This is a genomic window from uncultured Helicobacter sp., assembly GCF_910577135.1.
Classification (GTDB): domain Bacteria; phylum Campylobacterota; class Campylobacteria; order Campylobacterales; family Helicobacteraceae; genus Helicobacter_C; species Helicobacter_C mastomyrinus.
In genome coordinates, this window is the sequence record NZ_CAJTLL010000010.1 from 50,610 (window position 1) to 71,949 (window position 21,340).

General features: G+C 35.3%; 31 protein-coding genes. 16 read left to right on the forward strand and 15 right to left on the reverse strand.

Annotated elements, in window-relative coordinates; all coding sequences use genetic code 11:
• Positions 1-129: 129 nt before the first annotated feature.
• From QZ289_RS06690 to QZ289_RS06750, 13 genes are all read right to left on the reverse strand, one after another.
• A complete protein-coding gene (locus QZ289_RS06690) occupies positions 130-414 on the reverse strand; it encodes a hypothetical protein (RefSeq protein ID WP_295700759.1) in 285 nt (94 codons plus the stop codon).
• Between the two features lies 1 nt (position 415).
• Positions 416-541: a hypothetical protein gene (locus QZ289_RS06695; RefSeq protein WP_295700761.1), complete on the reverse strand. Its 126-nt coding sequence runs from the start codon at positions 539-541 to the stop codon at positions 416-418.
• A 297-nt stretch (positions 542-838) separates the two neighbouring features.
• The gene (locus tag QZ289_RS06700) at positions 839-1,114 is read right to left on the reverse strand and encodes a helix-turn-helix transcriptional regulator (RefSeq protein WP_295700763.1); all 276 of its coding nucleotides are present in this window, start codon (positions 1,112-1,114) and stop codon (positions 839-841) included.
• 173 nt (positions 1,115-1,287) lie between these two features.
• A complete protein-coding gene (locus QZ289_RS06705) occupies positions 1,288-1,512 on the reverse strand; it encodes a hypothetical protein (RefSeq protein WP_295700766.1) in 225 nt (74 codons plus the stop codon).
• Between the two features lie 46 nt (positions 1,513-1,558).
• The gene (locus QZ289_RS06710) at positions 1,559-2,443 is read right to left on the reverse strand and encodes a hypothetical protein (protein ID WP_295700768.1); all 885 of its coding nucleotides are present in this window, start codon (positions 2,441-2,443) and stop codon (positions 1,559-1,561) included.
• A gap of 37 nt (positions 2,444-2,480) precedes the next feature.
• Entirely contained in the window at positions 2,481-3,449 is a 969-nt protein-coding gene (locus QZ289_RS06715; RefSeq protein ID WP_295700771.1) for a DNA methyltransferase, read from the reverse strand.
• Between the two features lie 22 nt (positions 3,450-3,471).
• A complete protein-coding gene (locus tag QZ289_RS06720; protein ID WP_295700773.1) occupies positions 3,472-3,627 on the reverse strand; it encodes a hypothetical protein in 156 nt (51 codons plus the stop codon).
• A 2-nt stretch (positions 3,628-3,629) separates the two neighbouring features.
• Positions 3,630-5,339 carry a helicase-related protein gene (locus QZ289_RS06725; protein ID WP_295700775.1) on the reverse strand — a complete coding sequence of 570 codons (1,710 nt, stop codon included), beginning with the start codon at positions 5,337-5,339 and terminating at the stop codon, positions 3,630-3,632.
• A 28-nt stretch (positions 5,340-5,367) separates the two neighbouring features.
• Positions 5,368-5,613 carry a hypothetical protein gene (locus tag QZ289_RS06730; RefSeq protein WP_295700778.1) on the reverse strand — a complete coding sequence of 82 codons (246 nt, stop codon included), beginning with the start codon at positions 5,611-5,613 and terminating at the stop codon, positions 5,368-5,370.
• Positions 5,600-5,944: a hypothetical protein gene (locus QZ289_RS06735; RefSeq protein ID WP_295700780.1), complete on the reverse strand. Its 345-nt coding sequence runs from the start codon at positions 5,942-5,944 to the stop codon at positions 5,600-5,602. Before QZ289_RS06735 ends, QZ289_RS06730 begins: the two co-directional genes overlap by 14 nt.
• Before the next feature lie 12 nt (positions 5,945-5,956).
• On the reverse strand, positions 5,957-6,745 hold the full coding sequence (locus QZ289_RS06740; RefSeq protein ID WP_295700783.1) for an antA/AntB antirepressor family protein: 789 nt from the start codon (positions 6,743-6,745) through the stop codon (positions 5,957-5,959).
• A complete protein-coding gene (locus QZ289_RS06745; RefSeq protein ID WP_295700786.1) occupies positions 6,742-7,065 on the reverse strand; it encodes a hypothetical protein in 324 nt (107 codons plus the stop codon). Before QZ289_RS06745 ends, QZ289_RS06740 begins: the two co-directional genes overlap by 4 nt.
• On the reverse strand, positions 7,062-7,340 hold the full coding sequence (locus QZ289_RS06750; protein WP_295700788.1) for a hypothetical protein: 279 nt from the start codon (positions 7,338-7,340) through the stop codon (positions 7,062-7,064). The genes QZ289_RS06745 and QZ289_RS06750 overlap by 4 nt, the downstream gene beginning before the upstream one ends.
• 121 nt (positions 7,341-7,461) lie before the next feature.
• Between QZ289_RS06750 and QZ289_RS06755 the strand changes: the two genes are divergently transcribed.
• The 9 genes from QZ289_RS06755 to QZ289_RS06795 all read left to right on the forward strand — a co-directional run bounded on the left by QZ289_RS06755 (position 7,462) and on the right by QZ289_RS06795 (position 15,973).
• Positions 7,462-7,731, forward strand: a complete 270-nt coding sequence (locus QZ289_RS06755; protein ID WP_295700791.1) for a hypothetical protein — start codon at positions 7,462-7,464, stop codon at positions 7,729-7,731.
• A gap of 348 nt (positions 7,732-8,079) precedes the next feature.
• Positions 8,080-8,679, forward strand: a complete 600-nt coding sequence (locus tag QZ289_RS06760; RefSeq protein WP_295700793.1) for a LexA family transcriptional regulator — start codon at positions 8,080-8,082, stop codon at positions 8,677-8,679.
• Between the two features lie 845 nt (positions 8,680-9,524).
• Positions 9,525-9,710 carry a hypothetical protein gene (locus QZ289_RS06765; RefSeq protein WP_295700796.1) on the forward strand — a complete coding sequence of 62 codons (186 nt, stop codon included), beginning with the start codon at positions 9,525-9,527 and terminating at the stop codon, positions 9,708-9,710.
• 41 nt (positions 9,711-9,751) lie between these two features.
• Positions 9,752-10,234 carry a hypothetical protein gene (locus QZ289_RS06770; protein ID WP_295700798.1) on the forward strand — a complete coding sequence of 161 codons (483 nt, stop codon included), beginning with the start codon at positions 9,752-9,754 and terminating at the stop codon, positions 10,232-10,234.
• Entirely contained in the window at positions 10,231-10,737 is a 507-nt protein-coding gene (locus QZ289_RS06775; protein WP_295700800.1) for a hypothetical protein, read from the forward strand. Before QZ289_RS06770 ends, QZ289_RS06775 begins: the two co-directional genes overlap by 4 nt.
• A complete protein-coding gene (locus QZ289_RS06780; RefSeq protein ID WP_295700802.1) occupies positions 10,734-12,446 on the forward strand; it encodes a terminase gpA endonuclease subunit in 1,713 nt (570 codons plus the stop codon). Before QZ289_RS06775 ends, QZ289_RS06780 begins: the two co-directional genes overlap by 4 nt.
• A gap of 76 nt (positions 12,447-12,522) precedes the next feature.
• Positions 12,523-12,732 (forward strand): hypothetical protein, encoded by a 210-nt coding sequence (locus tag QZ289_RS06785; RefSeq protein ID WP_295700804.1) that lies wholly within the window; start codon positions 12,523-12,525, stop codon positions 12,730-12,732.
• Positions 12,733-12,784: 52 nt separating this feature from the next.
• Positions 12,785-14,140, forward strand: coding sequence for a phage portal protein (locus QZ289_RS06790; RefSeq protein ID WP_295700805.1), 1,356 nt, complete (start codon positions 12,785-12,787; stop codon positions 14,138-14,140).
• A 120-nt stretch (positions 14,141-14,260) separates the two neighbouring features.
• Positions 14,261-15,973, forward strand: a complete 1,713-nt coding sequence (locus QZ289_RS06795; protein WP_295700808.1) for a phage major capsid protein — start codon at positions 14,261-14,263, stop codon at positions 15,971-15,973.
• A 441-nt stretch (positions 15,974-16,414) separates the two neighbouring features.
• On the opposite strand, the gene QZ289_RS06800 is transcribed toward QZ289_RS06795, so the two are convergent.
• Complete coding sequence (locus QZ289_RS06800; protein ID WP_295700810.1) at positions 16,415-16,636, reverse strand: helix-turn-helix transcriptional regulator; 222 nt, start codon at positions 16,634-16,636, stop codon at positions 16,415-16,417.
• 108 nt (positions 16,637-16,744) lie between these two features.
• On the opposite strand from QZ289_RS06800, the gene QZ289_RS06805 reads away from it, so the two are divergent.
• The 4 genes from QZ289_RS06805 to QZ289_RS06820 are packed head-to-tail and all read left to right on the forward strand — an operon-like array spanning position 16,745 to position 17,989.
• Positions 16,745-17,032: a hypothetical protein gene (locus QZ289_RS06805; protein WP_295700812.1), complete on the forward strand. Its 288-nt coding sequence runs from the start codon at positions 16,745-16,747 to the stop codon at positions 17,030-17,032.
• A gap of 2 nt (positions 17,033-17,034) precedes the next feature.
• Positions 17,035-17,322, forward strand: a complete 288-nt coding sequence (locus QZ289_RS06810) for a hypothetical protein (RefSeq protein ID WP_295700814.1) — start codon at positions 17,035-17,037, stop codon at positions 17,320-17,322.
• 1 nt (position 17,323) lies between these two features.
• A complete protein-coding gene (locus tag QZ289_RS06815; protein WP_295700816.1) occupies positions 17,324-17,710 on the forward strand; it encodes a hypothetical protein in 387 nt (128 codons plus the stop codon).
• Between the two features lie 3 nt (positions 17,711-17,713).
• On the forward strand, positions 17,714-17,989 hold the full coding sequence (locus tag QZ289_RS06820) for a GPW/gp25 family protein (RefSeq protein ID WP_295700818.1): 276 nt from the start codon (positions 17,714-17,716) through the stop codon (positions 17,987-17,989).
• Here the strand turns inward: QZ289_RS06820 and QZ289_RS06825 are convergent.
• Entirely contained in the window at positions 17,981-18,118 is a 138-nt protein-coding gene (locus QZ289_RS06825) for a type II toxin-antitoxin system HicB family antitoxin (RefSeq protein ID WP_295700833.1), read from the reverse strand. The genes QZ289_RS06820 and QZ289_RS06825 overlap by 9 nt on opposite strands.
• A 98-nt stretch (positions 18,119-18,216) precedes the next feature.
• Here QZ289_RS06825 and QZ289_RS06830 point away from each other — a divergent pair, with 98 nt between their 5' ends.
• The 3 genes from QZ289_RS06830 to QZ289_RS06840 form a co-directional block, all read left to right on the forward strand.
• A complete protein-coding gene (locus tag QZ289_RS06830; RefSeq protein ID WP_295700820.1) occupies positions 18,217-19,251 on the forward strand; it encodes a baseplate J/gp47 family protein in 1,035 nt (344 codons plus the stop codon).
• Positions 19,248-19,826, forward strand: a complete 579-nt coding sequence (locus tag QZ289_RS06835; protein ID WP_295700823.1) for a hypothetical protein — start codon at positions 19,248-19,250, stop codon at positions 19,824-19,826. The genes QZ289_RS06830 and QZ289_RS06835 overlap by 4 nt, the downstream gene beginning before the upstream one ends.
• Before the next feature lie 419 nt (positions 19,827-20,245).
• A partial coding sequence (locus tag QZ289_RS06840; RefSeq protein ID WP_295700826.1) for a hypothetical protein occupies positions 20,246-21,340 on the forward strand: 1,095 nt, incomplete at its 3' end.

The window sequence follows — 21,340 nt, forward strand, 5'->3', positions numbered from 1 at the left end:
CCATATCCTTTCTCCTCGCTTGTTATTAACTTAAAAATCTCTTGCTTAGACACCTTATTAATTACGCCTCTTATTCTACCCAATATAGCAACTTCGTTTAATGGGTAGAATAAAATTATAAACAGCAACTCACACCATTAAGCTTTGCATATCCTTTATATCGCCACTCTCTATGTATTTTTGAAAGCTACGCATAATAAACCTCTGTGCATCTAAAAGCGTGGCTATGCCCTCAAGATGAGGGACATAGCTAAAGCTATCTTCAGGCATATTCTCTTCATATTCATTGATTACCAAAGAGAGTAAGAAATGAATCTCCTCATTTCGTTGTTGAAAATTTGTCAGCTCATCAATAAGAAACCTAGAATCTATACCAAGCTCTTGTAAGTCTTTTAACTGATGTGTAGCACTCATTTTACGCCTCCTTTTCTGTTTTAGATTCTAGCTTCTCTATACGCTTTTGCAGTCTATCCACCCAAAGCACAAGCCCCACAATGATAAGCACCTCTGCAATATCTAAAATATGACCTAATATTTCCATTTTTACTCCTTTATGGTAGAATACAATTAAGAGATAAGATGAACCCGAGCTTTGCGCTCGGGCTTAGGAGCTAGGTTACAGCTTCTAAGATTTTGATTATCAAGTAGATAATCTTTAAAATTAGCACTGCAGTTACTAATCTTTTCATCTTGTCTCCTTTCTTTTAGATTTCAAAGTCCTTTAATCAACTTTGATACTAAAATTATATACTAAAAAAAACTAAAAGTCAAGATAAAAGGTTATTAAAAGTATTATTTGTGGATTTTTTAGTATAGAATAAGACTAAAAATCTTTATTTTAGCCATTTAGAAAGTTTTTAAGATTTTGCCTAAAATTATCAGAGATTGCTAATTTTTCTTTTAAGGCTAAATTTTCCAAATACAGATTAATTGCAAATTGCATTGGCTCACTGACTGCGCCAACTGCTGCATTTTTTATTGCACTCTCGCTATACCCAATCCTTTCCCCTAGCTCTCTATAAGTAAGCCCTAGCTCCTTACAGGTTTTTTTGATAAGATTCTCACTTTTTTGCCCTTGCGGGATTTCATCTAAAGAAACTTTGTTTTCACTCATTTTCTCTCCTTATATGATATGGATTCTACCCAAAATGCCTTAATCCGCTTACAAAAAATCTTTCATCTAAGCTATGGCGTGAAGTTCTTTGCTATTTTCTAGGAATAAAATCGTATTACTCAAAGACTTTACTCCTCTTTTAAGATTGATATAACGCACCTTATTTGTTTAGTTCATTCTGTATCCTTTCTACTACCAATTACTACTTTCTTTGCCCTCATATCAAATTTTCGTTCCTCATAGATGATAAATACTGCACTTGGATAAAACAATGGTGATCTCTCATTAACCCATTTGACAGCTCTATCATAGCTATCAAATACACACTCACACTCTGCTTTATCTTTAATTTTCATTGCGTCAAACTGGATTACATAGTATTTTGCTTTCTCATTCATTTTAACTCCCTTCTCTCTAATGCCTACAATCTCCAAATAGCTACTCTTAACTTGCTGCTTTTATCCACGCCTTAAAGACATATTTATGTCTTAAATCCCTTAGCATTTGGATTTGTTTGGCTAAAATATCTATTTCTACGCCAATTAGCCCCACCGCGCCAATGCTCTTTGCCATATCATCAAGCACATCAATCGCTTCATTAATACTCTCATTTTCAATGATTTGTAGAAACTTACCCCTTAGCTCAAAGGTAAGCTCTAACCGCTTCCATTGTGAGAATTTATCAGGAATCTTTTCTTTGTGATAATACCTTTGTTTGTGATACTTATCATAGAGCAAGATTCTACTAAGATTAAAGTATTTGGATTTATCAATGATAGCATTTCCATAGAGACTTTTACCTACACTTATAATCTTACCTCCGCTCCACTTTAAGCTATTACTTCCAAACCAATCTTTAAGCTTATAATCTATATTCATTGCACTATCAAAATCATAAGCCAAATCAAAGCTATATGTCTTAAATCTCCTTACAAACTGCGCTAAAATCTTAAAGACACTCGATTCTATATCCTTACTCGGCTGATGAAGTCCTGCAAAAACTATCATCACATAGTAATCAAGCTTCTTTTTATTTTGCCTTGCTATGGCGTGAAGTTCTTTGCTATTTTCTAGGAATAAAATCGTATTACTCAAAGACTTTACTCCTCTTTTAAGATTGATATAACGCACCTTAAAGGGATATTTACTACTCTCACTCTTTTGGCTCTTAAACTTATCTTTACAATAGCTTTGCACTTGTTTATTGCGTGTAGTAGCCCTTAGCTTTGCATACAACTCTAGCTTTTTTAAGAATTTCAAAGCCATAGTCTTTGGAATACAGAAGCGATAAGAATCTATCCCTGTGCTATATTGACACTCTTTGCCCACTTTTTACTCTTTTATCCTAGATTAAACATTTACACTCTTAAAAAGGCATATCAAATAAATTTCGCTTTGTATCCACTGCCTTTTTTATGTTTTGTAATGCAATATTGAAATAACCCTCTTTAAGCTCACTGCCGACAAAGCCTCTGTTTTGTAGCACGGCTTGGTAGCCCTCACTCCCTATACCCATAAAAGGAGAAAAAACTATCTCCCCTTCATTGCTCCATAGCTCAATGCACCGCTCTATGACATCAAGCTGCAAAGGGCAAATATGCTTCTCATCTTTGGAATCTTTAGCTAAAGCAGTATTTAATACATTGCATTGCGCTATATCAAACCATACAGGCGAGGCATATCTCTGCCATACTTCAATACTATATAGCCTCTTTGCCTCCTCCTCATCAAGAGCAAGTGAGGTTTTATCTATCTTTGGGGCAAAATAAGAGCTTCCAATATAATCATAAAACCTCTCCTTGCTCTCCCGACATACAGGCACATTCTCTTCATACACACATTTACGCATAACGATAATATAATCTGCCATTCCCTGCCTAGAATAAGCCGAATCCTTACACACTTGCTTATACAAAAGCCCTTGATTCTTTGTCCTTTGCATTTCTATGACAGGGTCTTTCCAAATAGTAATGCGTGAATGATATGTCCAGCCACACTCTTCGTGTGCCTTGATAATTGCCCCTGCAAAATCGACTAGTCCTCCAGCTCCATCACGATTCTTATACTTAGGCAAATCCTTACAATGAATGGCAGTAAGCCTACCATTGCGAGTGATTCTAAATTTTTCTTTGATGAGGTATTTATATTGCTCAAAAAATTCCTCATCATTAGCACAATTCCCCATATCTGCTACATTATCGCTGTAAGTATAAAGATTGGCAAAAGGTGGAGAATACACACTAAAGTCAATACTATTTTCAGGTAAGCTCTTTGCTAACTCCACGCAATCAGTATTATAGATTGCGATTTTTTCTTTTTCATTGATATATTCCATACACACTCCTTTTATTTTAATGTCAATACGCAACAATATCTACACATTTGCATTTGAGGTTATTATCAATAAAGCTCTCTATATCATTGTATTTGAGGTATATAAGTCCTTCCCATACAAAATAATACTTCAAGCTATACCTTGCCTTATGTCCTTGCACCATTGCATAACGCTTCATATTTAGCTCCTTGAATAAGATTGTAAAAATGAGGGGATTCTAAGAGTAGTATTCCAAGAATCTTTTAAGTCTTTGGCACTTCTACTTTTGCAAATAGCCTTAGTCATTTCTTGCTTCATTAAGTCGTGTTGAGCTTTTTTCTTATGCAAAATACCTAAAATCTCCACTTCACTATCTGCCAAAATCACATTCACAATCACTTCGCTCTTTTGCCCGAAGCGATACATACGCCTTATAGCTTGGTAATAGCTTTCATAAGAATAGTTTAATCCTAAGAATGTCATATTTGAGGCATTTTGAAAATTTAGTCCAAAACCTGCTATACTTGCTTTTGTGATAAGAATAGGAATCTCACCATTAGCAAAGGCGATAAGATTCCTTGCCTTATATTCCGCACTATCATTCCCTCTTATCTCTACGATACCACTAAACTCATCAAGCAGTGCCTTTTTTAGCTCATTAGCTTCTAAGTTTGTATCTACCCATATAAGATGAGGTGTGCTATTTTCTTGCCTTAAAATCTCTTTGAGTTTTTCTATCCTAAAAGGAAGTGATGATTTTTTATCTTTGCTTAAAGTAGTAGCATTAGATTTTGGTAGTGCAAATAAAGCATCTTTTGCATCATATTGCACATTATCAAAACGCACACGATGGATAATCTCCCTTAAAGGCGGTAGTATAAATGCACTTGCATCATAACCCAAATCAGCAGGAGAGCTTATACACTCTGCCCAACTCGCCACCCACTCCCAAAAGACACTCTCTGCGTGTTTTTTAAGCCTATATCCCCCCGCATTCATTGTATCATTGATAAAAAATCGCATAATCATCTCATAGCTAGGCATAACACCCAAAAATTCACTATGATTGCCTAGCTCTAAGTAGTCATTTGGACTAGGAGTAGCACTACAAGCGAGTTTATAAGGAGTGTCTTTAAACATCTCTAATAGCGTTCTCTTTGTCGAGCCTGTGAAAGATTTTAAAATCGAGCTTTCATCAAGGACAATGCCCGCTAACTTATCCACTCTCTTAAGATTATCAATCTGTTCATAATTAATAATATTAAGCCCCTCTTTTAACTCTCCATTTTCTACTTTAGACAGAGTAAAGCCAAATTTCCTCGCCTCATCAAGCATTTGATACACTACTGCTAGAGGTGCTAAAATAAGCGTGGGCTTATGCGAATGCTTATGCACTGCATAGGCAAAATTCATCTGTGTGATGGATTTACCAAGTCCAGTATCCATAAAGAGAGCATACCTACCTATCTCACACGCCCTTTGGACTATCTCTCTTTGGTAGTCAAAAAGATTAGGATTAAGCCACTTTTCTTTACATATAAAGCCTACCTTTAAGCCCTTTTGCGCCTTGCTTAAAACAAAATCCATATAGCTAGGATTGCTTATTATGCTTTGTGAGTATTGCTTTATATTTCCATTTTCTATAATCGCCTTCATTTTTGCCATTGCCTCCTCATATATTGTTCTTACCTCCAACACAGAAATATTAAGAACTTTTGCAATCTCTTTAAAAGTCATTCCTGCATTTTCCTTTTTCTCAAGCCACTCACTAGGACTTAAAAAGCCCACTTTTTTGCGTAATACATATGAAGCGTATCGCTTTCTATCAACCTTACCCATACTCTCAAAGACATTTACCTCCTGTTTGTAAGTGGAGTTGATGTAGCCTAGTATTTTCTTTGCCTCTTTCACTTGGAATCCTTTAGAAATGCCCCAAAGCTTAAAACTTCATCTCATTTTTAATCATAAATTCCGCCAAGTCATTTGCCATAACCACCCTCTTGCCCTTGAGCTGCGTATAGCTAGGCAAGTCTTTTGCACCTTGGGAGAATTTATTGCGTATGGTTACTTCATTAAGTCCAAATATCTCTGCTATCACCCCTTCACTTAGCACCGCTCCATATTTGGCAATAATGCTTTGAGTAGTAGCAATGATAAGCTGCTCCTCAAACTTAAGATTCACCATTGCCTTCCTCCAATATTTTTAGCTGCTCTTTACTTAGCCCAAATAGACTTTCCACCTGCTCTAATTTGTCATTATTTCTATAGGCTTGATATTCATTCACAATAGCCTTGAATTTAAAGAGCTGCCCTATAAACTGCCTCGCCCCAGTGCGTAGCTTTTCTAATTCCGCTGAATCTGCCTTCTTTTTGTCCTCATTTTCATTACTTGCATTGAAAAGATTCACCTCTTTTGCCTCTGATGCAAAGCTATCGTTTATCTTTTCTACATCCATAATCATTTGACACACTTTCTTATCAAGGTTATATAACGCTACAAAATCTTTAAAAGCCATTGTTTTCTCCTTTTAATACACTAAATCATCTTGGGTGATATTTCTCACATATTCAAGTGCTTCCTCATACTTGATACTTGGTATCTCGCTATAGCGCGCTACATAAAACTTACTTTTGAGTCTCTTGTAAATAGCTCTAAAATAAGCACTCTTGATATGTGTACCTATATCTCTACCTTTTGTAAGCTCGGCGACTTTAGACTTCACACTATCGCTTAAGCCCCTCTCTTGCCACGATTCTAAACGCTTTGTAGATTCTAAAAGATGCACTTTCTTTGCGATAATCTCTACATTTGTTTGCATACCCTCTAAGGCTTGTGTTTGCCTCTTAGTAATTTCAATGAGAGAGCGCACTTCTATAATAGAATTATCACTATGGCTTTGCTCATAGTCGATAAAATACTGCCTTACCCCTCTGCCTATATCATTCTTTTCTAGCATAGCAATGTGTTTAGCAATCTCTAGGCTAATAATGTATTCTTTTTTATTATGCACGACTTTGTCTTGTTTAAACCCATACAGATGAGCCAAACTCTCAAAAAGCCTAAGCTCTTGCCCTTTCACTTTCGCTCCATTTTTTTGTGGAGCGACTTGCAAATCTTTGACTTCCTTTTGTGCCACATCAAATGGAATCAAAATATAATCCGCTCCTTCCCTTGCACCACAGACTTCTAAGCGTTTTTTTATCCAAGTGCTAAAGTCTTGTTTAGAGTGCAATCTCTCGTGTAATTCTCTAGCATTAATAGCATTGACTGCCTTTGTGCCCATTTTCACAGACTCTATTAAAAATAACGCTCTCATCGCATACCTCCACCACAATTTACACACGCTCCAACATCTTTTACTTGTGATGAGGGGCTATTCACTCCTAACTCACACGCTATTTCTTGGTTTGTTTGCGCTCTTGCCTCTTCACCCACCTCATCAGCATAGAGGAGATAGCCCTTAGAGATAAGCTCATTGACTACCTCTCGCACACTATCCTTGCGAAAGCTAAAAGTCTTTCTATTATAGAGGATATGGTCTATTGTCGATTTCTTGATGTTAAGCTTATCAGCCATTTTTCTCAAGCTCCCAAAATCTTGAGACACCTTTTTCATATTTAATTTAAATAAACTCATTGCTTACCTCCATTTGTTATGGCTTTAGTGGCTATGCCTCTAAACTTCCTTGCTAACCATTTCTTTGTCCATTTTTGCCAATTTATCTCCAAGCCTTGAGCTCCTTCTCCATAAGCCCTAATATTTGCAATGACTTCATAGCAATAGTTGATATGCCCTTCTTTAAAGCCTTGTGCGACTTTATGCCTATCACGCAACCACTCTGCCAACACTGCCCTGTATTCCATTTCTCTCTCTTTGCAATAGCTTTGCCAAGCTTCTTTTGTCTTTGTCATTTTTCACTCCTTGATGATTTTGTATAAATTATAAGACAATAGTCTTAATATGTCAAGACAAATGACTATAAAAAATAATATTTACTTATGTTAGAATGTGAAAAATGTAAGGAGTGTAGATATGAAAAAGTCTAAATTCGAAATAGAAAAACAAGCCCTAGAGGCTATCAAGAGTCAATCAACCGAAACTCTATTAGTGTATCGTGGAGATATTTTAAGCAGGATTCAAGGTTATAAAGTTTTAAAAGGACTTCCTGCTCTGAAATATTATTTGTGCTTTGCTCTTGGCAAACTTCCAAAGGAGATAGATTCTCTAAGCGATGATGAACTCTTTTTTCTTTCAGAAGAGTTACTAGATTGGGATTTATTCTCTCATAAGCCTCTATCATAGTTATTAAGTCTTTGCTTATTTCACGCACTAAGCGCAGTTTTGTATATGTCATTTTTTACTCCTTGATGATTTTAAAATACTCTTTGCCCTCGGATGGAGTTTGTGTATTCTTGGTGCGTGTCTTTGTCTGTATGCTATTTTCGAGGAATTTATGAAACGCTGAAAAGTCCTTTTCACACAATGCCTTATCATTTATCCCATACACTGAACGCTACAAAACTAGCAAATGTCATAAAAACTCCTTTGACTTTATTATAAGACAATAGTCTTAATTTAAAGCTTAAGATTAGGCATAAAAAATATGACAAAAATAAGATATAATTAAGACAAAATGCAGAAAGGTTACTTATGACAGGTGTAGAATTTAGAGAAATTAGAGAAAAATTAGGAATGACTCAAGATACATTGAGTAAAGAGATAGGTATTAATATAAGACAAATATCTCGTATAGAAACAGGTGAAGCTGATGTGCGAGACTATCACGAAAAGCTTATATTGACACTATTAGAAAAAAGAAGTAAAACATACAAGAACGATGTAAAAACCCAAAAAATCACCTACTACCCCAATATTAAAGCCTCTGCAGGATATGGCATTATCAACGAAAATGAAGAGAGCATAGAAATAGATACCAATCTCTTAAGTGCTATCAAAATGCCTCATAAAAAGCTTGATATGATACAAGTGCAAGGGGATTCTATGCACCCATATATCCAAAATGGCGATTTTGCACTCATAGAGCGAAGCAGTGAGGCAAAAAATGGCGATATAGTCATTGCTAACTATCAAGGCGACTTGTATGTCAAGCAGATTCAAAAAAACCCACAAAACAAATCAATATCTTTTATCTCAAGCAACAAAGAATACCCAAGCTTTGAAGTCAAAGGCACAGACTTAGAATCTCTTGTAATAGTAGGGATTCTTAAAGGCGTTATTAGAGCGTATTAAGCCACCCTCGCAAAAATCAACTATCACAAAAATTTTTAAGCCCAACGCCCCTCGTATAATCAAACTGAATTTCCGATTAATTTGCTCTATATAATCCCCCTAGATTTTCTAAGAATCCAAAGTTAAAATTCCGATTAATTTGTAAGAAAAGTAAAAACACTTTCCGACAAATATCACTTTTGCAATGAGCTTATATTTCCGACAAATACACATCAATGCCACACGCCCTATAAGCCTAAGCGTAAGGCATACAACTAAAGCCACATAAAAAAGTAAAAGTGGTTTTTTAAGAGAGTAAGTTGTGCTTACCTGCTCTCTTAATTGTAGATTCTATCCTCTTACTCTCCTTATAGAATCCCATAAGGTTTAAGACAATATTTAGCTTACAATATGAACTCAATCATTGGAGAACCTTCAAAGATTCTTATCTTGTCTTTATTATAAGTTTTAAGCTAATGCATTGATTTAAAATCAACATTCTATTCTTATGCTTTTATCTTGTTTATATGTTTATCTTATTTATACTTTTATTTTATCTATATGTTTATCTTGTTTATGCTTTCATCTTATTTCTCTAAATTATTGGGTCCTTACTTCACAAATCCTCCCCTCGCGGTTGCCGACCGCGGTTTTTGGAGATTTTTGGAGAAAAAATAGTCATTTCATATTCATATCAAAATTTATATTTTTGGTTTATGTAACCAATCATCAAAAGTCTATTTTATAGGGTTTATAGCCATTTTAAAGCTTTAATTATTAAAAAATCCAAAAAAACTTTAGAATCTTAAAAAGACTAATATTTTATATGAAGCAAGGAGCTTAAAGCATTTCATATAGGAGATTCTATGCTGGATTCTAAACAATTAAAAACTGAACTTTTAACACTTATAAAAGCAAAAGGCTTTAAGCAAAGTAAAGAAAATGAAAGATTTATAGAAGCAATAAGCGAAGGGATTATCTCTCACTTCACAAAGAATGCCATTGTGGAAACTAAAGGATCTGCAAATGCTCAAGTAGGCACCCTCAAATAAAATTTACTTATAAACAGAAAGAATAATACAAAGGACTTGCAATGTATGGTGAAGCAAAAATTTACATAGGCACAATCATTGAAGTAGATAAATCTAAAGTAAGAGTGGAATATACAAATACTAAAAGTGATTTTGTACCCTATCTTCAAGTAAGCAATGCGTTTAAAACACATTATAGCCCACCTCAAGTTGGAGAAGTAGTCATTTTGTTTAAACTAGACAATACAGGATTTGTAATAGGCTCAATTTTCCCACAAAGTGCTTATTCACACTTGCAAGAAAATACAGAATCCATTAATTACGCTGATGGAACAAGTATTTGTTATCAAGATGGGGCATTGCAAGTAAAAAGCCTTAAACAACTTAATATTGTGTGCAAGAAAGCTACAATTAATGCAGAATCCATTACGCTTGGGGGAGAGAGTGCAAGTGATTTAGGTGGAGTGGTAACAGGAGAGTGTATATGTCCTTTCACAGGCTCTCCACACGCAGAGTTTAGCAAGAAGGTTAAAGCGCTTAAATGATAGTCTCAACCACAGAGCTAGGCGAACTTCTAGGGCTCACCGAGCGGCATATATACAATCTTGAAAAAGCTGGAATCCTTAATAAAATTGATAAAAATCAATGGGACGCAAGTAAAAATATCCAAAGTTACACGCTTTACAAGATTGATTTAGAAGCTCAAAGTAGCGATATGGGCAAGGTAAAGATAAGAAGGGAATTGGCAGAAGCGAAGCTTAAAGAATTAGCCTATAAAGAAAAAATTGAAAGCTTACTTCCGCTAGAAAAGATTGCAAAAGAACTCGAGGATATAGCTATCACTATAAGCAACAAGCTCTATGCGCTCCCCCACATCATTAAACGAAAGCACAAGATTAGTCAAAAAGTCATCAATGAAATGGAGGCTCAAATTGAATTGATACTCCTTGAACTCAAAGATCCTAGCGTTTATACACAAAAAGCCATAGACAATGAAACAAAAATCAAAAAAGAAAAAGAAATGCAAACACAGGAAATAAAGCAATGACGCTAAAAGAAGTCTTTGCGAAATCAATCTTTATCAAACCAAAACTCAATCTCTATGAATGGAGTGAGAAATATCGAGTATTAAGTCAAGAATCTTCCGCACTCTTTGGTAAATTTCAAGCTTTAAGCTATCAAATTGAGCCTATGCGTTGTATTAGCGATCCAAATGTGAGAGAAGTAGTGTTAATGTGGGGAAGTCAGCTAGGAAAAAGTGAAATCCTTAATAATGCGATAGGCTATTATATCCATCAAGACCCGAGCACGATTTTATTTTTGCTTCCTACCGAAGATATGGCAGAGGATTATAGTAAGAGGCGGCTAACCCCAATGTTTAGAGATACCAAAGAATTAGGAAGTTTAATCTATGATAGAGAAGCAAATAATACTATTTTGATTAAAAATTTTAAAGGAGGAAATCTTGCTTTGGTAGGGAGTAACTCTCCATCAAAACTTGCCTCAAAGCCCATTAAAGTGCTTATAGTAGATGAGGTAGATAGATGTGAAAATACTAAAGAAGGGCATAGTATAGATTTAGCCCAAAAACGCACAAATACTTACTATGATAGAAAAATACTCAAAGTATCCACTCCCACAATCAAAGGGCATAGCGTCATAGAGAGCGAATATGAGATGAGCGATAAGCGTAAGTATTTTGTGCCCTGCCCCAAATGTGGATTTTACCAAGTATTATATTTTGAAAATATCAAATGGGAGCAAAGAGATAATGGGGAACACGATCTAGATTCTGTAAGATATGCTTGTATAGAGTGTGGGAGCTTATGGAATGAGATAGAGAAAAACTCTGCAGTAAGTAGGGGAGAATGGAGAGCCACACAAACAATACAAAATAATACAAAAGTAGGTTTTTTCTTAAATGCCCTCTATTCCCCATTTTTTACCCTCAAAGATATAGTCAAAGACTTTTTAGATTCTAAAAATCATATCGCCAAGTTTCAAGTATTTGTAAATACGATCAAAGCAGAATCCTTTGAGCCACCAAGCGTAAAATTTGAGGAAAATGAACTTTACAATCGCAGAGAGGCATATAGCCCCACGGCATTGAGTGATGATATTATCTTTATCACAAGCGGAGTGGATATACAAGGGGATAGAATTGAAATTGAATTTAAGGGCTGGGCTTTAGGCTATGAAAATTGGGGAATCAAACACACTATCCTTTATGGAGATACCAAGCAAAGTGAGGTGTGGGGAAGGCTATACAAAGAGCTTAAAGAGGTATTTTATACCAAGGGTGGCAGATCTTTGAGAAGCTCAATCAGTCTTATTGATAGCGGATTTAATAAAGAGAGGGTATATAACTTCGTCAAACTTGATAAGCGTTTCTTTGCAAGTAAGGGAGCGAGTGAGAGCGAGAGAAAGAAGGACTTTATCACTCCTGCTAAAAAAATAACAAGCGGCGTTCATCTTTTTAGTATAGGAACTTACGCAGGAAAGAGTGAGGTATTTAAGCTTTTAAGAGTTGATGAGGTGGGGGCAGGATATTGTCATTTTTGTGAATCTTATAGCCTAGATTATTTCAAAGAGCTCACAAGCGAAAAACTTGTAAAGACTAAAACGCCAAGTGGTTACACAACATATAGGTGGGAAAAAGTGCGTGAGCGAAACGAGGGACTGGATTTGTTTGTGTTATGCCTCGCAGGAGCTAAAATAATGAAGCTAGATAGTCTAGATATTATAAAGACAAGATAGGCTAACACATATTCTATACCCATAGAGTCTTAAAATTTTTATAATAGCTTTGCCACTATTTGTTAAAGGATTTGTTTTGAATAAGATAGAAAAAGTCAGTCTCATTGATGAGGCTATCAATGAAGTATTAGCTAATCTTAAAAATGGTTTTGAGATAAGTGAATATGAAATAGATGGCATAAAGATTAAGAAAAAATCTCCACTAGAACTTATTAATGAGTTAGAAAAGATTAAACACTCTATCATCAAAAAATCCCTGCCAAATAGTGTGCAATATGTATTTTAAGGTTTGAGAGAAAGTTGCCATTCTTTCAAAAAACCAAATGAGGATTAAAACTTTGAAGCTGCTTAGGTCTCTTAAAAAATTATTACCCAAAAAGCCCCTGTCCCTTATAAAGAGATTTTATACAGCTCCAAGTTTAAATCCTAGCGAGTTAGAAAAAAATGAGATTCTCTCACTCATTTCTAACCTCCCCATAGACAGCCAATCTCGCGCCTTGCGTTATCAAGCGCGAAATGTAGCTACAAGCTCGCCTCTGCTTAGTGGCTACTTTGATACGCTTGATAAAGAAATTTTTGGCGATAATGGAATCTTGCTTGATTTACATACACAAAATGCTGCTTTAAATAAAGATATAGAGTCTAAATGGTGGGTGTGGAGAGAGAATATCCCCTATTCTCATATAGATTTTTGGGATATAGAATCTTTGTGCTTACTGTATCTTAAGCGTGATGGAGAGTGTTTTGTGTATGTAAATGAGACAAGTGAGGGCTTAAGTCTCAAAGTCATCGACCCTGACAATGTAGATGAGAGCATAGACAATGAAGCAAAAAACATTTATAAAGGTATAGAATTTGACAATCATTTCATTCCTATTGCCTATTATATTACAGATAGCAAAGACAAAGTCCAAAGGATAGAAGCAAAGCACATATTACATTTTTTTAAGCGTATATCTACCTTGCAAGTGCGGGGTGTATCTCCACTTAGCCCGGTAATCTACCCTGCATTTCAAAAAGACAAGTTTAAGGGAGCAGAACTCAAAAGAGCAAGATTGCAGAGTGAAATCACGGGCTTTTTTGTGCATAACGATGAAAATATCGTGCCTAACTTTGATAATGGAGATGAGGAAAGCACACAAGAGTATAAAGAAATAAAAGAGAGGGCGGAGGTAGGTAAAATGACCTATATTAACGAAAATATCAAGCCCTATTTTACAGAATCCCACAATGCTACAAATATAGAGTTTTTCATAAAACAAACCGATAGAGAGATTGCAAAAGCATTAAATATTAGTTATAGCACACTCACAGGGGACTTAAGAGAAGTCAATTATAGCTCTATTAGGCACGGGGCGAGTGAGCAGAGGCGGCAATTTAGGGGGTTACAAAACTTTATTATTAGAAATTTACATAATAAGGTTTTTGAGATGTGGGTGCTGAATGAAATAAAGCGTGGGAATATATATCCAAAAGACCATAAGAGCATAATAGAAGGCTATACATTTAAGCCTCAAGGATGGGAATATATAGATCCACAAAAAGAAATCACTGCCAATAGAATAGCCCTAGAAAGTGGGCAAAAAACGCTTAGTGAAATCTTAAGAGAAAAGGGCAAAGAGTTAGATTCACATATAGCAGAGCTGCAAAAAGAAAATGAGATATATGAGATTTTAAAATCAAGGAATCTATAGTGAGTGAATATAGTGCTTTGCACTCACTGCCAAAATGCGGAGCGGGAAAGCCGCATTTTATCCGCAAAAACCTTTGAGTCTTAAATGTTTTACAATACCACAAAAATACAAGGAGATACATTGAATCCAAATATGCAGAATCTACAAAAAACATTTGCACTTGATTTAAATGATTCCTGCTTTGATAATGAAAATTGCACCATTAGCTTTACTGCCTTATCAAATAACCCAACTATTAAAAGAAGTGGTTTGTTTGGAGATTTTTATATCAGTATTGACACCTCTGCTATCGATTTTAAAGCGGATACATTCTATTTAGACCATAATGTAAGCTTTAAAAACGCCATTGGGAAAATCATAGATTTCAAAAGAGATGAAAGCGGCAATTTAAAGGTGCGTGTGCAGTTTTTTAAAGACATAGAGGAATCTGCCAATGCTTACAAAAAATATGCCAATGGCTTAAGTAAGTCTGTGAGTGTAGGCTTTGGTGATTGTGAGATAGAAGAAAGAGAAAAGATTAACAATCTTCCACATTTTCATATTAAAAGTGGGGAAATTGTAGAGTTAAGTGCAGTTTGGCAAGGAGCTGACCCAAACGCTGTAATTTCAAATTTTGCAAAGGAGATACATATGCCTCAAATTCAAAATCAAGGAGAACAAATGAGCAAGGAAGTTTTAGAACTACAAGAGCAGTTAAAAGAAGTGGAGTTAAGAAAGCAAGAGGAAGCTCAAATTTTAGAGTTAGGGCAAATTGCTAATGCTTCCAAAGAGGCACTAGAAGCTATTAAGAGTGGAATGAGTTATAAAGATTTTAGTATGTCATTGATGAGAGAGCAGAACTTCGCTCAAAAACAAAGCCCAAAAGTAGCAAAAAGAGATGATATTTGCTTCTCTTTGGCAAACTATGCCTTAAGCGTAGCTAATGGCACAAAAGTAGGCGAAGTTGAATTTAAGCAAGGACACAATGGACTTGAAATACCAAATGAATATTACTCGCGATTCGCAGATGAGCAGACTAGAAGTATTGACCCAACAAGTGCGGGATTTATCCCAGAATACTATCGCAGTGATAAATTCATTGAAAGCGTTTTTGTAGAATCTAATATCTTAAGCCTCTGCGATAAAATGACAGGGCTTGTAGGCACGATTAGAGTGCCTAGAGATAATAGTTCTATCAAAGCGTATTGGGTAAAAGAAGGAGAGAAAACCACACCTTCAAAGCTAGGTGCAGACTCTATTACGCTTACCCCAAACACTATTAAAGCAAAAGTGCTTATTACTCGTCAAATGCTAGGAATGACACCTTTTGCATTAGAGAGCTATATCATTAGAGAGATAAAAAGAGCCATTAGGTTAAGACTCGAAGAGGATTTGCTTTATGGAGAAAAAGATGAGGATTGCCCAATTAGTGGTATTTTTAATACGGCAGGAGTGCAGTCAATACAGGGTTATTTTACTAATACAGACTACAAAAAGACTTTAGAATTTGGAGGAAAGCTCACAGATGCAAATCTATCCATTGCAAATACTCACTTTGCCACAAATTCTAAGGGTATGATTCACCTTCAAAGCACACACTACGATAGTGAAAATGATAAATATCTCCTTGATGAGAGAGCAAACTATTTGGCTGGATATAAGTATTTTATGAATAATTTACTTAAAGACAACCACGCCATTTTTGGAGATTTTAGAAATGTGCTTGTAGGCACCTGGGGAGGATTGCAAGTTCAGGCTTTAAAAGATGATGAAGGGGATTTGATTTTTACAGGATTCTATGATGTAGGAATGGAGCTTAAAAGACCAAATAGTTTTGTGATAGCAAAGTCTTAAATTTTATCCTCTGCTTTGCCCCCTTACTCACTCCACGAGGGAGGAGGAATAAGAGGGATAACCTCCACCACTACACTTGCAATGTTATTGCTTATTTTCCAAGTCACGGATTTTAAAGCTTAATCGCACCACCTGCAATACCAATACCAAAATAATCAAGCTTTGCACTAAATCAATCATTTTTACTCCTTTGTGATATACTATCATAGTCATTTTATGGTAAGGGAGGGGTTACTCCCCTCCCTTTAAGCCTATTTTCGCTTCTTTTTTGCGTCCCAAAGGACTAACAAAAGCTGGATTAAAGCAGTTACCAAGCTAATGATAGCGGTTAGGGTTTCCATAACTTGACCTCCTTTCTCAAAAATATAAATATATTATATAGAAATTTTCTAAAAAAGTAAAGCTAAATAAAAGAAATTATATATAAAAATATAGTAAAAATTAGAATTTTTCTATATTTTGCAAAGTGATAATTGCCTCTTTAATCCCCTTTAAGTGCTTTTTTAATCGATAGTTTTCAACGAGTAAATCAAGGCAAATCTCTGCATTTTTAGGAATCTTTTCTTTCCATTTTGAAAAAGCTGTATAATGTAATCCCATTAGCTCTGCTAGTTCATTTTGAGTAATGCCAAGCTCTTGGCAAATGCTTTTTACTTTATCCATTACATCTCCTTTTAGAAATTTTCTAAAATTATATCACTATTTTATAAAATGTATATGTGTCTTAAAAAGTTTAGAATCCACACAAAGATTAAAACTCAAGGAGAAAAAATGAAATATGAAGTCCTATATGACACTATCATCAACAAAGCCCACACTAAAAAAGGTAGTGTAATTGAATTTGATAATCAGGCAGATAGTGGCTATATCAAAAGGCTTATTAACTCAAAGGTTATTATCCCTTTAGATTCTGCCTTAAAAGAAGAATCTAAAAAAGAAAAAACACAGGAGAGACTTACACTAGAAGAGAAAGCCAAAGAGCTTGGCATTAAATTCCAAGACAACACAAAAGATGAGACTTTGGCTAAAAAAATAGAGGAATCTTTAGCCAAAGAATAGATATGTTTGATATGTTTGCTAACGATATTCTCAAAACTCTACCACAGAGATTTAGTGCTTATGGAAGAGAGCGAAGAGCACTTAGCAATAAATCAACAAAAGTCTTTTACGATGAGGTAAGCTATGGCTTTGAGCTAACACTCCTTGCCATTGCTAACGATAATGCAGACTTAAGCGTGGGGGATAGAGTGGTTTTTGAGGGCAAAAACTATGAAATCTATCAAATTCAAATCGAAAGTAGAATGATGTTAAGGCTGTTTTTAAAAGAAAGCAATATATATGAGGGTTAAAATGTTAATTAGAAATGAGATTGTAGAGAATTTACAACAAAAGCTTCAAGCAGAAATAAGCAAAGCTACTTTTTTAATAGATGATATTCTAATCCTTGATATTAACAAATCTCCTTTTATTGTTATAAGACAAACTGATACACAAATCTCCATTCCCTCAAGCCAAAGCTGGAAACATACATTAGGGCTAGAGATAGAGATTATTGCTACAAGCAAAAGTAAAAGCGATGAACTCCTAGAATCCATACTCTTAACTTTAGAAAACTTCAGCGGCATTAAAAATATCACTGCCATTAAAGTAGAAAAAAGCGAAATTGCTACCACACAAGCCTTTAGTGTGAGTATCGAGCTAGAGATTATCTATTTTACGCCTAGTTTTAGAGCATAGTCAATGTATCAAATAAGCATAGAAGAAAACATAAGACGAATGCTTACCACTAAAAAATACACAATGCCTCTTTATGCGAATTTTGGCTTAAGCGATAAATTCATTGATAGGGCTTTAAGCAATGAATTATTACTAGAGCTTAAAGATGAGATTTTAGAGCAAATTAAGCTCTATGAGCCTAGAGTGAGAGTAGAGGATATAACTATAGAGTGTGAAAATTCTACTCTTACCCTGCATATTCGCACAGAAGATGAAAGTGTAGCGATTGATTTAGCTTGAAAAGTGCGATTGCTTATCTTTAATAGAATCGCCCAAACTCTCTATGTAGAGCTCCCCCGCTTCTTTAATATTATAGAGAGCTTCTTGGAATATCTCACCTTGCGAAACACAGCCTTTTAGCTCTGGTATTAAAAATCATTTGCTGCCCCTTATATTATATTGCCTGATTATATACCATTGCGGCTTAAGAAACCTACAATATCTCTAAAATTTTAAAGAGAGTTCTTATGCAAATGCCTCCATTTTTAAAACCACTTGACTTGGATAGTGAGAGAGAATCTATCATATCTGCTTTTAGCACAAAACTGAAAAGTGAAAAAAAGCTTGATTATGAACCATTGATTGGAGATGATTATAATATCCTCATCTCTTGCATTCTCTATCGCCTCAATCTAAAAATCAATGAGATAAACTCCATTATTGCGAATAATTATTTAGAATATTCAAGCGGAGAGTATTTAGATGAGTTAGTAAAACTCCTTGATTTAAAACGCTTTGTTGGCTCTCCTCCATTAGCAAAAGCTCACATCAAAGTCAAAGATAATACATTTTTAAGCAAAGGCACAAAGTTTGTTAGTCAAGATGGCACAAATGCCTATGCCTTAAAAGACTATGAGCTTTTACCCAATATATCAAACGAAGTCATTTTGCAAGGAGATAAAGAGGGAGATTGGGAGACAACGATACTAGAGATTAAGAATCCTCTCATTTTAGACATAAATATGCTAAGTGAATTTATCATATATGAAAAGGGCGAAGATGATGAGAGTTTAAAAAAACGCTTTATAAATGCTTTGAGCTCATTCTCTACCGCTGGGAGTAAGGCAAGTTATACACACTATGCAAAAGTTGAGGGCGTTGCAAAAGTAAAAGTATTTAGTCCGCAAAGCGGCATTGTAAAGATTATGTATTATGGAGATAATGAAGGGAGTGAAGAGCTTATAAGGCAAAATGTAAAAGACAATATCCCACTCACTGATAAAGTCATTATTGAAAAGATAGAGCCTACAATCATTGACTTAAATATCACACTTACATTAAACAAAGAAGCAGAATATGGCATTATACAGGCGGTCATTATATCTCAAATAGAAAATTTCTTTGCGTCTTTAGAAATCGGGCAGAGCGTTCCGCTCAATAAAGTTATCTCTCTTTGCTTTGTTGATAAAAATGTGATTAATGCGGAAGTAGAGTCTTTTGAAAATATCAGTGAAAATTCTATATACGAGCTAAACTCAATTCACATAAAGAAAAAGCAATGAATTTACTCAATGATAGCTACAAAGAATTAAATATATTAGATTCTCTTTTTGGGGATTTGATTGATAAACACTTTAGTCTTAAAAGTAAATATTTTTATAATCCTCAAAGCTCCAATGAATATATACAAGCCATAGCTAATACCTTTGATATAGACATACAAGATGAGAATAGTGCTATTGCTATAATCCTCTGCCAAAAGCCTCTTTTAAAAAAGAGCAAATTAGGCACAATGCAGGGCATTAAAGAAGCGGTATATCCTATCTTTGGAGAAGTAAAGATTCACACTCACGCCACAAAAGAGCATTTAAATCCTTTTGAATTCGAAATACAAATTGAGCCAAATAGCACTCATATAATAGATTTACAAAAGGCAATGAGGCTCATTGACATATACAAGCCTCTGCGTGATAGCTCTAAAGGCATTAGCATTAATCTCCCATCAGCTCAAATTAAAACAGAGACTGCAAGTGTAAGTGATTTTTGTCTTGATATTAAGGGTATATCACGCATAAATAGAACATTCCAAACACAAGCAAATATAGAAATTATTGCAAAGTGGGATTTAGTATTTTAAAGCTAGTAAGAGGCAGGATAAGACTTACCCACGCCCTAGCAAAAGCGTGGATAACGGGCTATCTTAACAGCACTTGACTACTATTAAGCATAGTAGTATAATGGCAGTTAAGATTTTGAGTTGAATCTTATCCATTGTAACCTCTAGCTATATTAATCACATTCCCCGCTTTTATCTTAAGAATCTTAAAAACTCTATCATTCCTATGCTGCTGTGATGTAATCACTGCGTAGTCTTATAAATGGGAGTAAAACCCCCATTTACGCCATTCAACGCCAAAGGCGTTAATCTCGCAGTAGTGAAACTGCGAGGACAAAACGAAGTTTCTTTAGAAAAGGACGCACTGATAAATAAAACTAAAGTTTTATTTATCAAGAGCTAAATTTTCTACCAAAGAGATAACGCAAAGAGGAGAGATGATGATTAAGGGTATTCCCACAAACAAAGGCATAGAAATTTTAAACTCAAATCTACAAAAAGAAGTGCAAACTTACGCACTTCTAGGCAAAGAAACCCCAAAAGATGAGCATTTAGAATCCTTAATATCAAAAGAGGATTTAGATTTTGATGAGGTTAATGAGCTGATATTTTTCACTCAAAATATTGATGTGGGGTATTTTGATGAAAATGGCATTCTTACCTATGAAATCAATTTAAGAGATATAAACTCTCCAAATTATATGTATGCCATACTTTTACTTGATAGCCAAAATCACATTATAGCCTCGCTTCCTACTCCTCAAGTCGTGCTTACAGAGGGTGTAGGTGGGCTAATGACTATCAAACTGCCTATTAAAGGCGAGGTAAATGAAGTAGTTTTTGTAAGTAGTGATTATGTAAGTAGAGATGAATTTGAGGTGTTAAAAAAGTCGCTTCGCCCTCCCAAAGTAGATATAAATGCCCTAGTAGAGCAAATCACTCCTCTCATCCAAGAGAAAAAAGACTTCCTAGATTATGCACATAATAAGGTTGATTCTATGATTATTCACCTCCGCCATCTCTTGCTTAAAAAAGAAATAACAGATGAGAGGAGGCAGAGAGAAAACGCTAAGATTGGAGAATATCAACTCTTTTTTAGAAATGCCCTTCCCAATGGCTATAAGCCCCTAGGAGCCATACTCTCTATTACAGAATACCCTAAAGCTTATTTATTTTTCAAAAACACTTCCACCTCTCTGCAAGAGGGTGTGCCTAATGGATACTTCCGCCTACCTCAAGCTGGATTATATGCCAAAGGCGTGGGTGATATAGCACAGGTTGGAAGTTTAGGAAGTGAGGGCTTACCCAATATCACAGGAGGAGCGTATGGCATTAGCGAGACTTTTCAAGTGAGTGGTTGGACGAGCGGGGCTTTTGTTAAACAAAATGGACACAACGCTAATGGCACACCAAATAGAACAGATTGGAGCCATTCAGCAGCATTTACTTTCAATGCCTCTGCCTCCTCTAGTGTCTATGGGAGAAGCTCTAGCGTTGAGGTTAATCGAAATCACTTCTTGGAAGGTATTTATGTG

Coding starts and splice junctions, on each gene's coding strand:
- QZ289_RS06760 (WP_295700793.1), top strand. CDS start 8,080: ATGACAGGTGTAGAATTTAGAGAAATTAGAGAAAAATTAGGAATGACT.
- QZ289_RS06730 (WP_295700778.1), bottom strand. CDS start 5,613: ATGGTGAATCTTAAGTTTGAGGAGCAGCTTATCATTGCTACTACTCAA.
- QZ289_RS06715 (WP_295700771.1), bottom strand. CDS start 3,449: ATGGAATATATCAATGAAAAAGAAAAAATCGCAATCTATAATACTGAT.
- QZ289_RS06775 (WP_295700800.1), top strand. CDS start 10,231: ATGATAGTCTCAACCACAGAGCTAGGCGAACTTCTAGGGCTCACCGAG.
- QZ289_RS06755 (WP_295700791.1), top strand. CDS start 7,462: ATGAAAAAGTCTAAATTCGAAATAGAAAAACAAGCCCTAGAGGCTATC.
- QZ289_RS06835 (WP_295700823.1), top strand. CDS start 19,248: ATGAATTTACTCAATGATAGCTACAAAGAATTAAATATATTAGATTCT.
- QZ289_RS06820 (WP_295700818.1), top strand. CDS start 17,714: ATGTATCAAATAAGCATAGAAGAAAACATAAGACGAATGCTTACCACT.
- QZ289_RS06745 (WP_295700786.1), bottom strand. CDS start 7,065: ATGAGTTTATTTAAATTAAATATGAAAAAGGTGTCTCAAGATTTTGGG.
- QZ289_RS06700 (WP_295700763.1), bottom strand. CDS start 1,114: ATGAGTGAAAACAAAGTTTCTTTAGATGAAATCCCGCAAGGGCAAAAA.
- QZ289_RS06735 (WP_295700780.1), bottom strand. CDS start 5,944: ATGGCTTTTAAAGATTTTGTAGCGTTATATAACCTTGATAAGAAAGTG.
- QZ289_RS06720 (WP_295700773.1), bottom strand. CDS start 3,627: ATGAAGCGTTATGCAATGGTGCAAGGACATAAGGCAAGGTATAGCTTG.
- QZ289_RS06830 (WP_295700820.1), top strand. CDS start 18,217: ATGCAAATGCCTCCATTTTTAAAACCACTTGACTTGGATAGTGAGAGA.
- QZ289_RS06770 (WP_295700798.1), top strand. CDS start 9,752: ATGTATGGTGAAGCAAAAATTTACATAGGCACAATCATTGAAGTAGAT.
- QZ289_RS06810 (WP_295700814.1), top strand. CDS start 17,035: ATGTTTGATATGTTTGCTAACGATATTCTCAAAACTCTACCACAGAGA.
- QZ289_RS06780 (WP_295700802.1), top strand. CDS start 10,734: ATGACGCTAAAAGAAGTCTTTGCGAAATCAATCTTTATCAAACCAAAA.
- QZ289_RS06690 (WP_295700759.1), bottom strand. CDS start 414: ATGAGTGCTACACATCAGTTAAAAGACTTACAAGAGCTTGGTATAGAT.
- QZ289_RS06800 (WP_295700810.1), bottom strand. CDS start 16,636: ATGGATAAAGTAAAAAGCATTTGCCAAGAGCTTGGCATTACTCAAAAT.
- QZ289_RS06705 (WP_295700766.1), bottom strand. CDS start 1,512: ATGAATGAGAAAGCAAAATACTATGTAATCCAGTTTGACGCAATGAAA.
- QZ289_RS06750 (WP_295700788.1), bottom strand. CDS start 7,340: ATGACAAAGACAAAAGAAGCTTGGCAAAGCTATTGCAAAGAGAGAGAA.
- QZ289_RS06765 (WP_295700796.1), top strand. CDS start 9,525: ATGCTGGATTCTAAACAATTAAAAACTGAACTTTTAACACTTATAAAA.
- QZ289_RS06805 (WP_295700812.1), top strand. CDS start 16,745: ATGAAATATGAAGTCCTATATGACACTATCATCAACAAAGCCCACACT.
- QZ289_RS06695 (WP_295700761.1), bottom strand. CDS start 541: ATGGAAATATTAGGTCATATTTTAGATATTGCAGAGGTGCTTATCATT.
- QZ289_RS06815 (WP_295700816.1), top strand. CDS start 17,324: ATGTTAATTAGAAATGAGATTGTAGAGAATTTACAACAAAAGCTTCAA.
- QZ289_RS06740 (WP_295700783.1), bottom strand. CDS start 6,745: ATGAGAGCGTTATTTTTAATAGAGTCTGTGAAAATGGGCACAAAGGCA.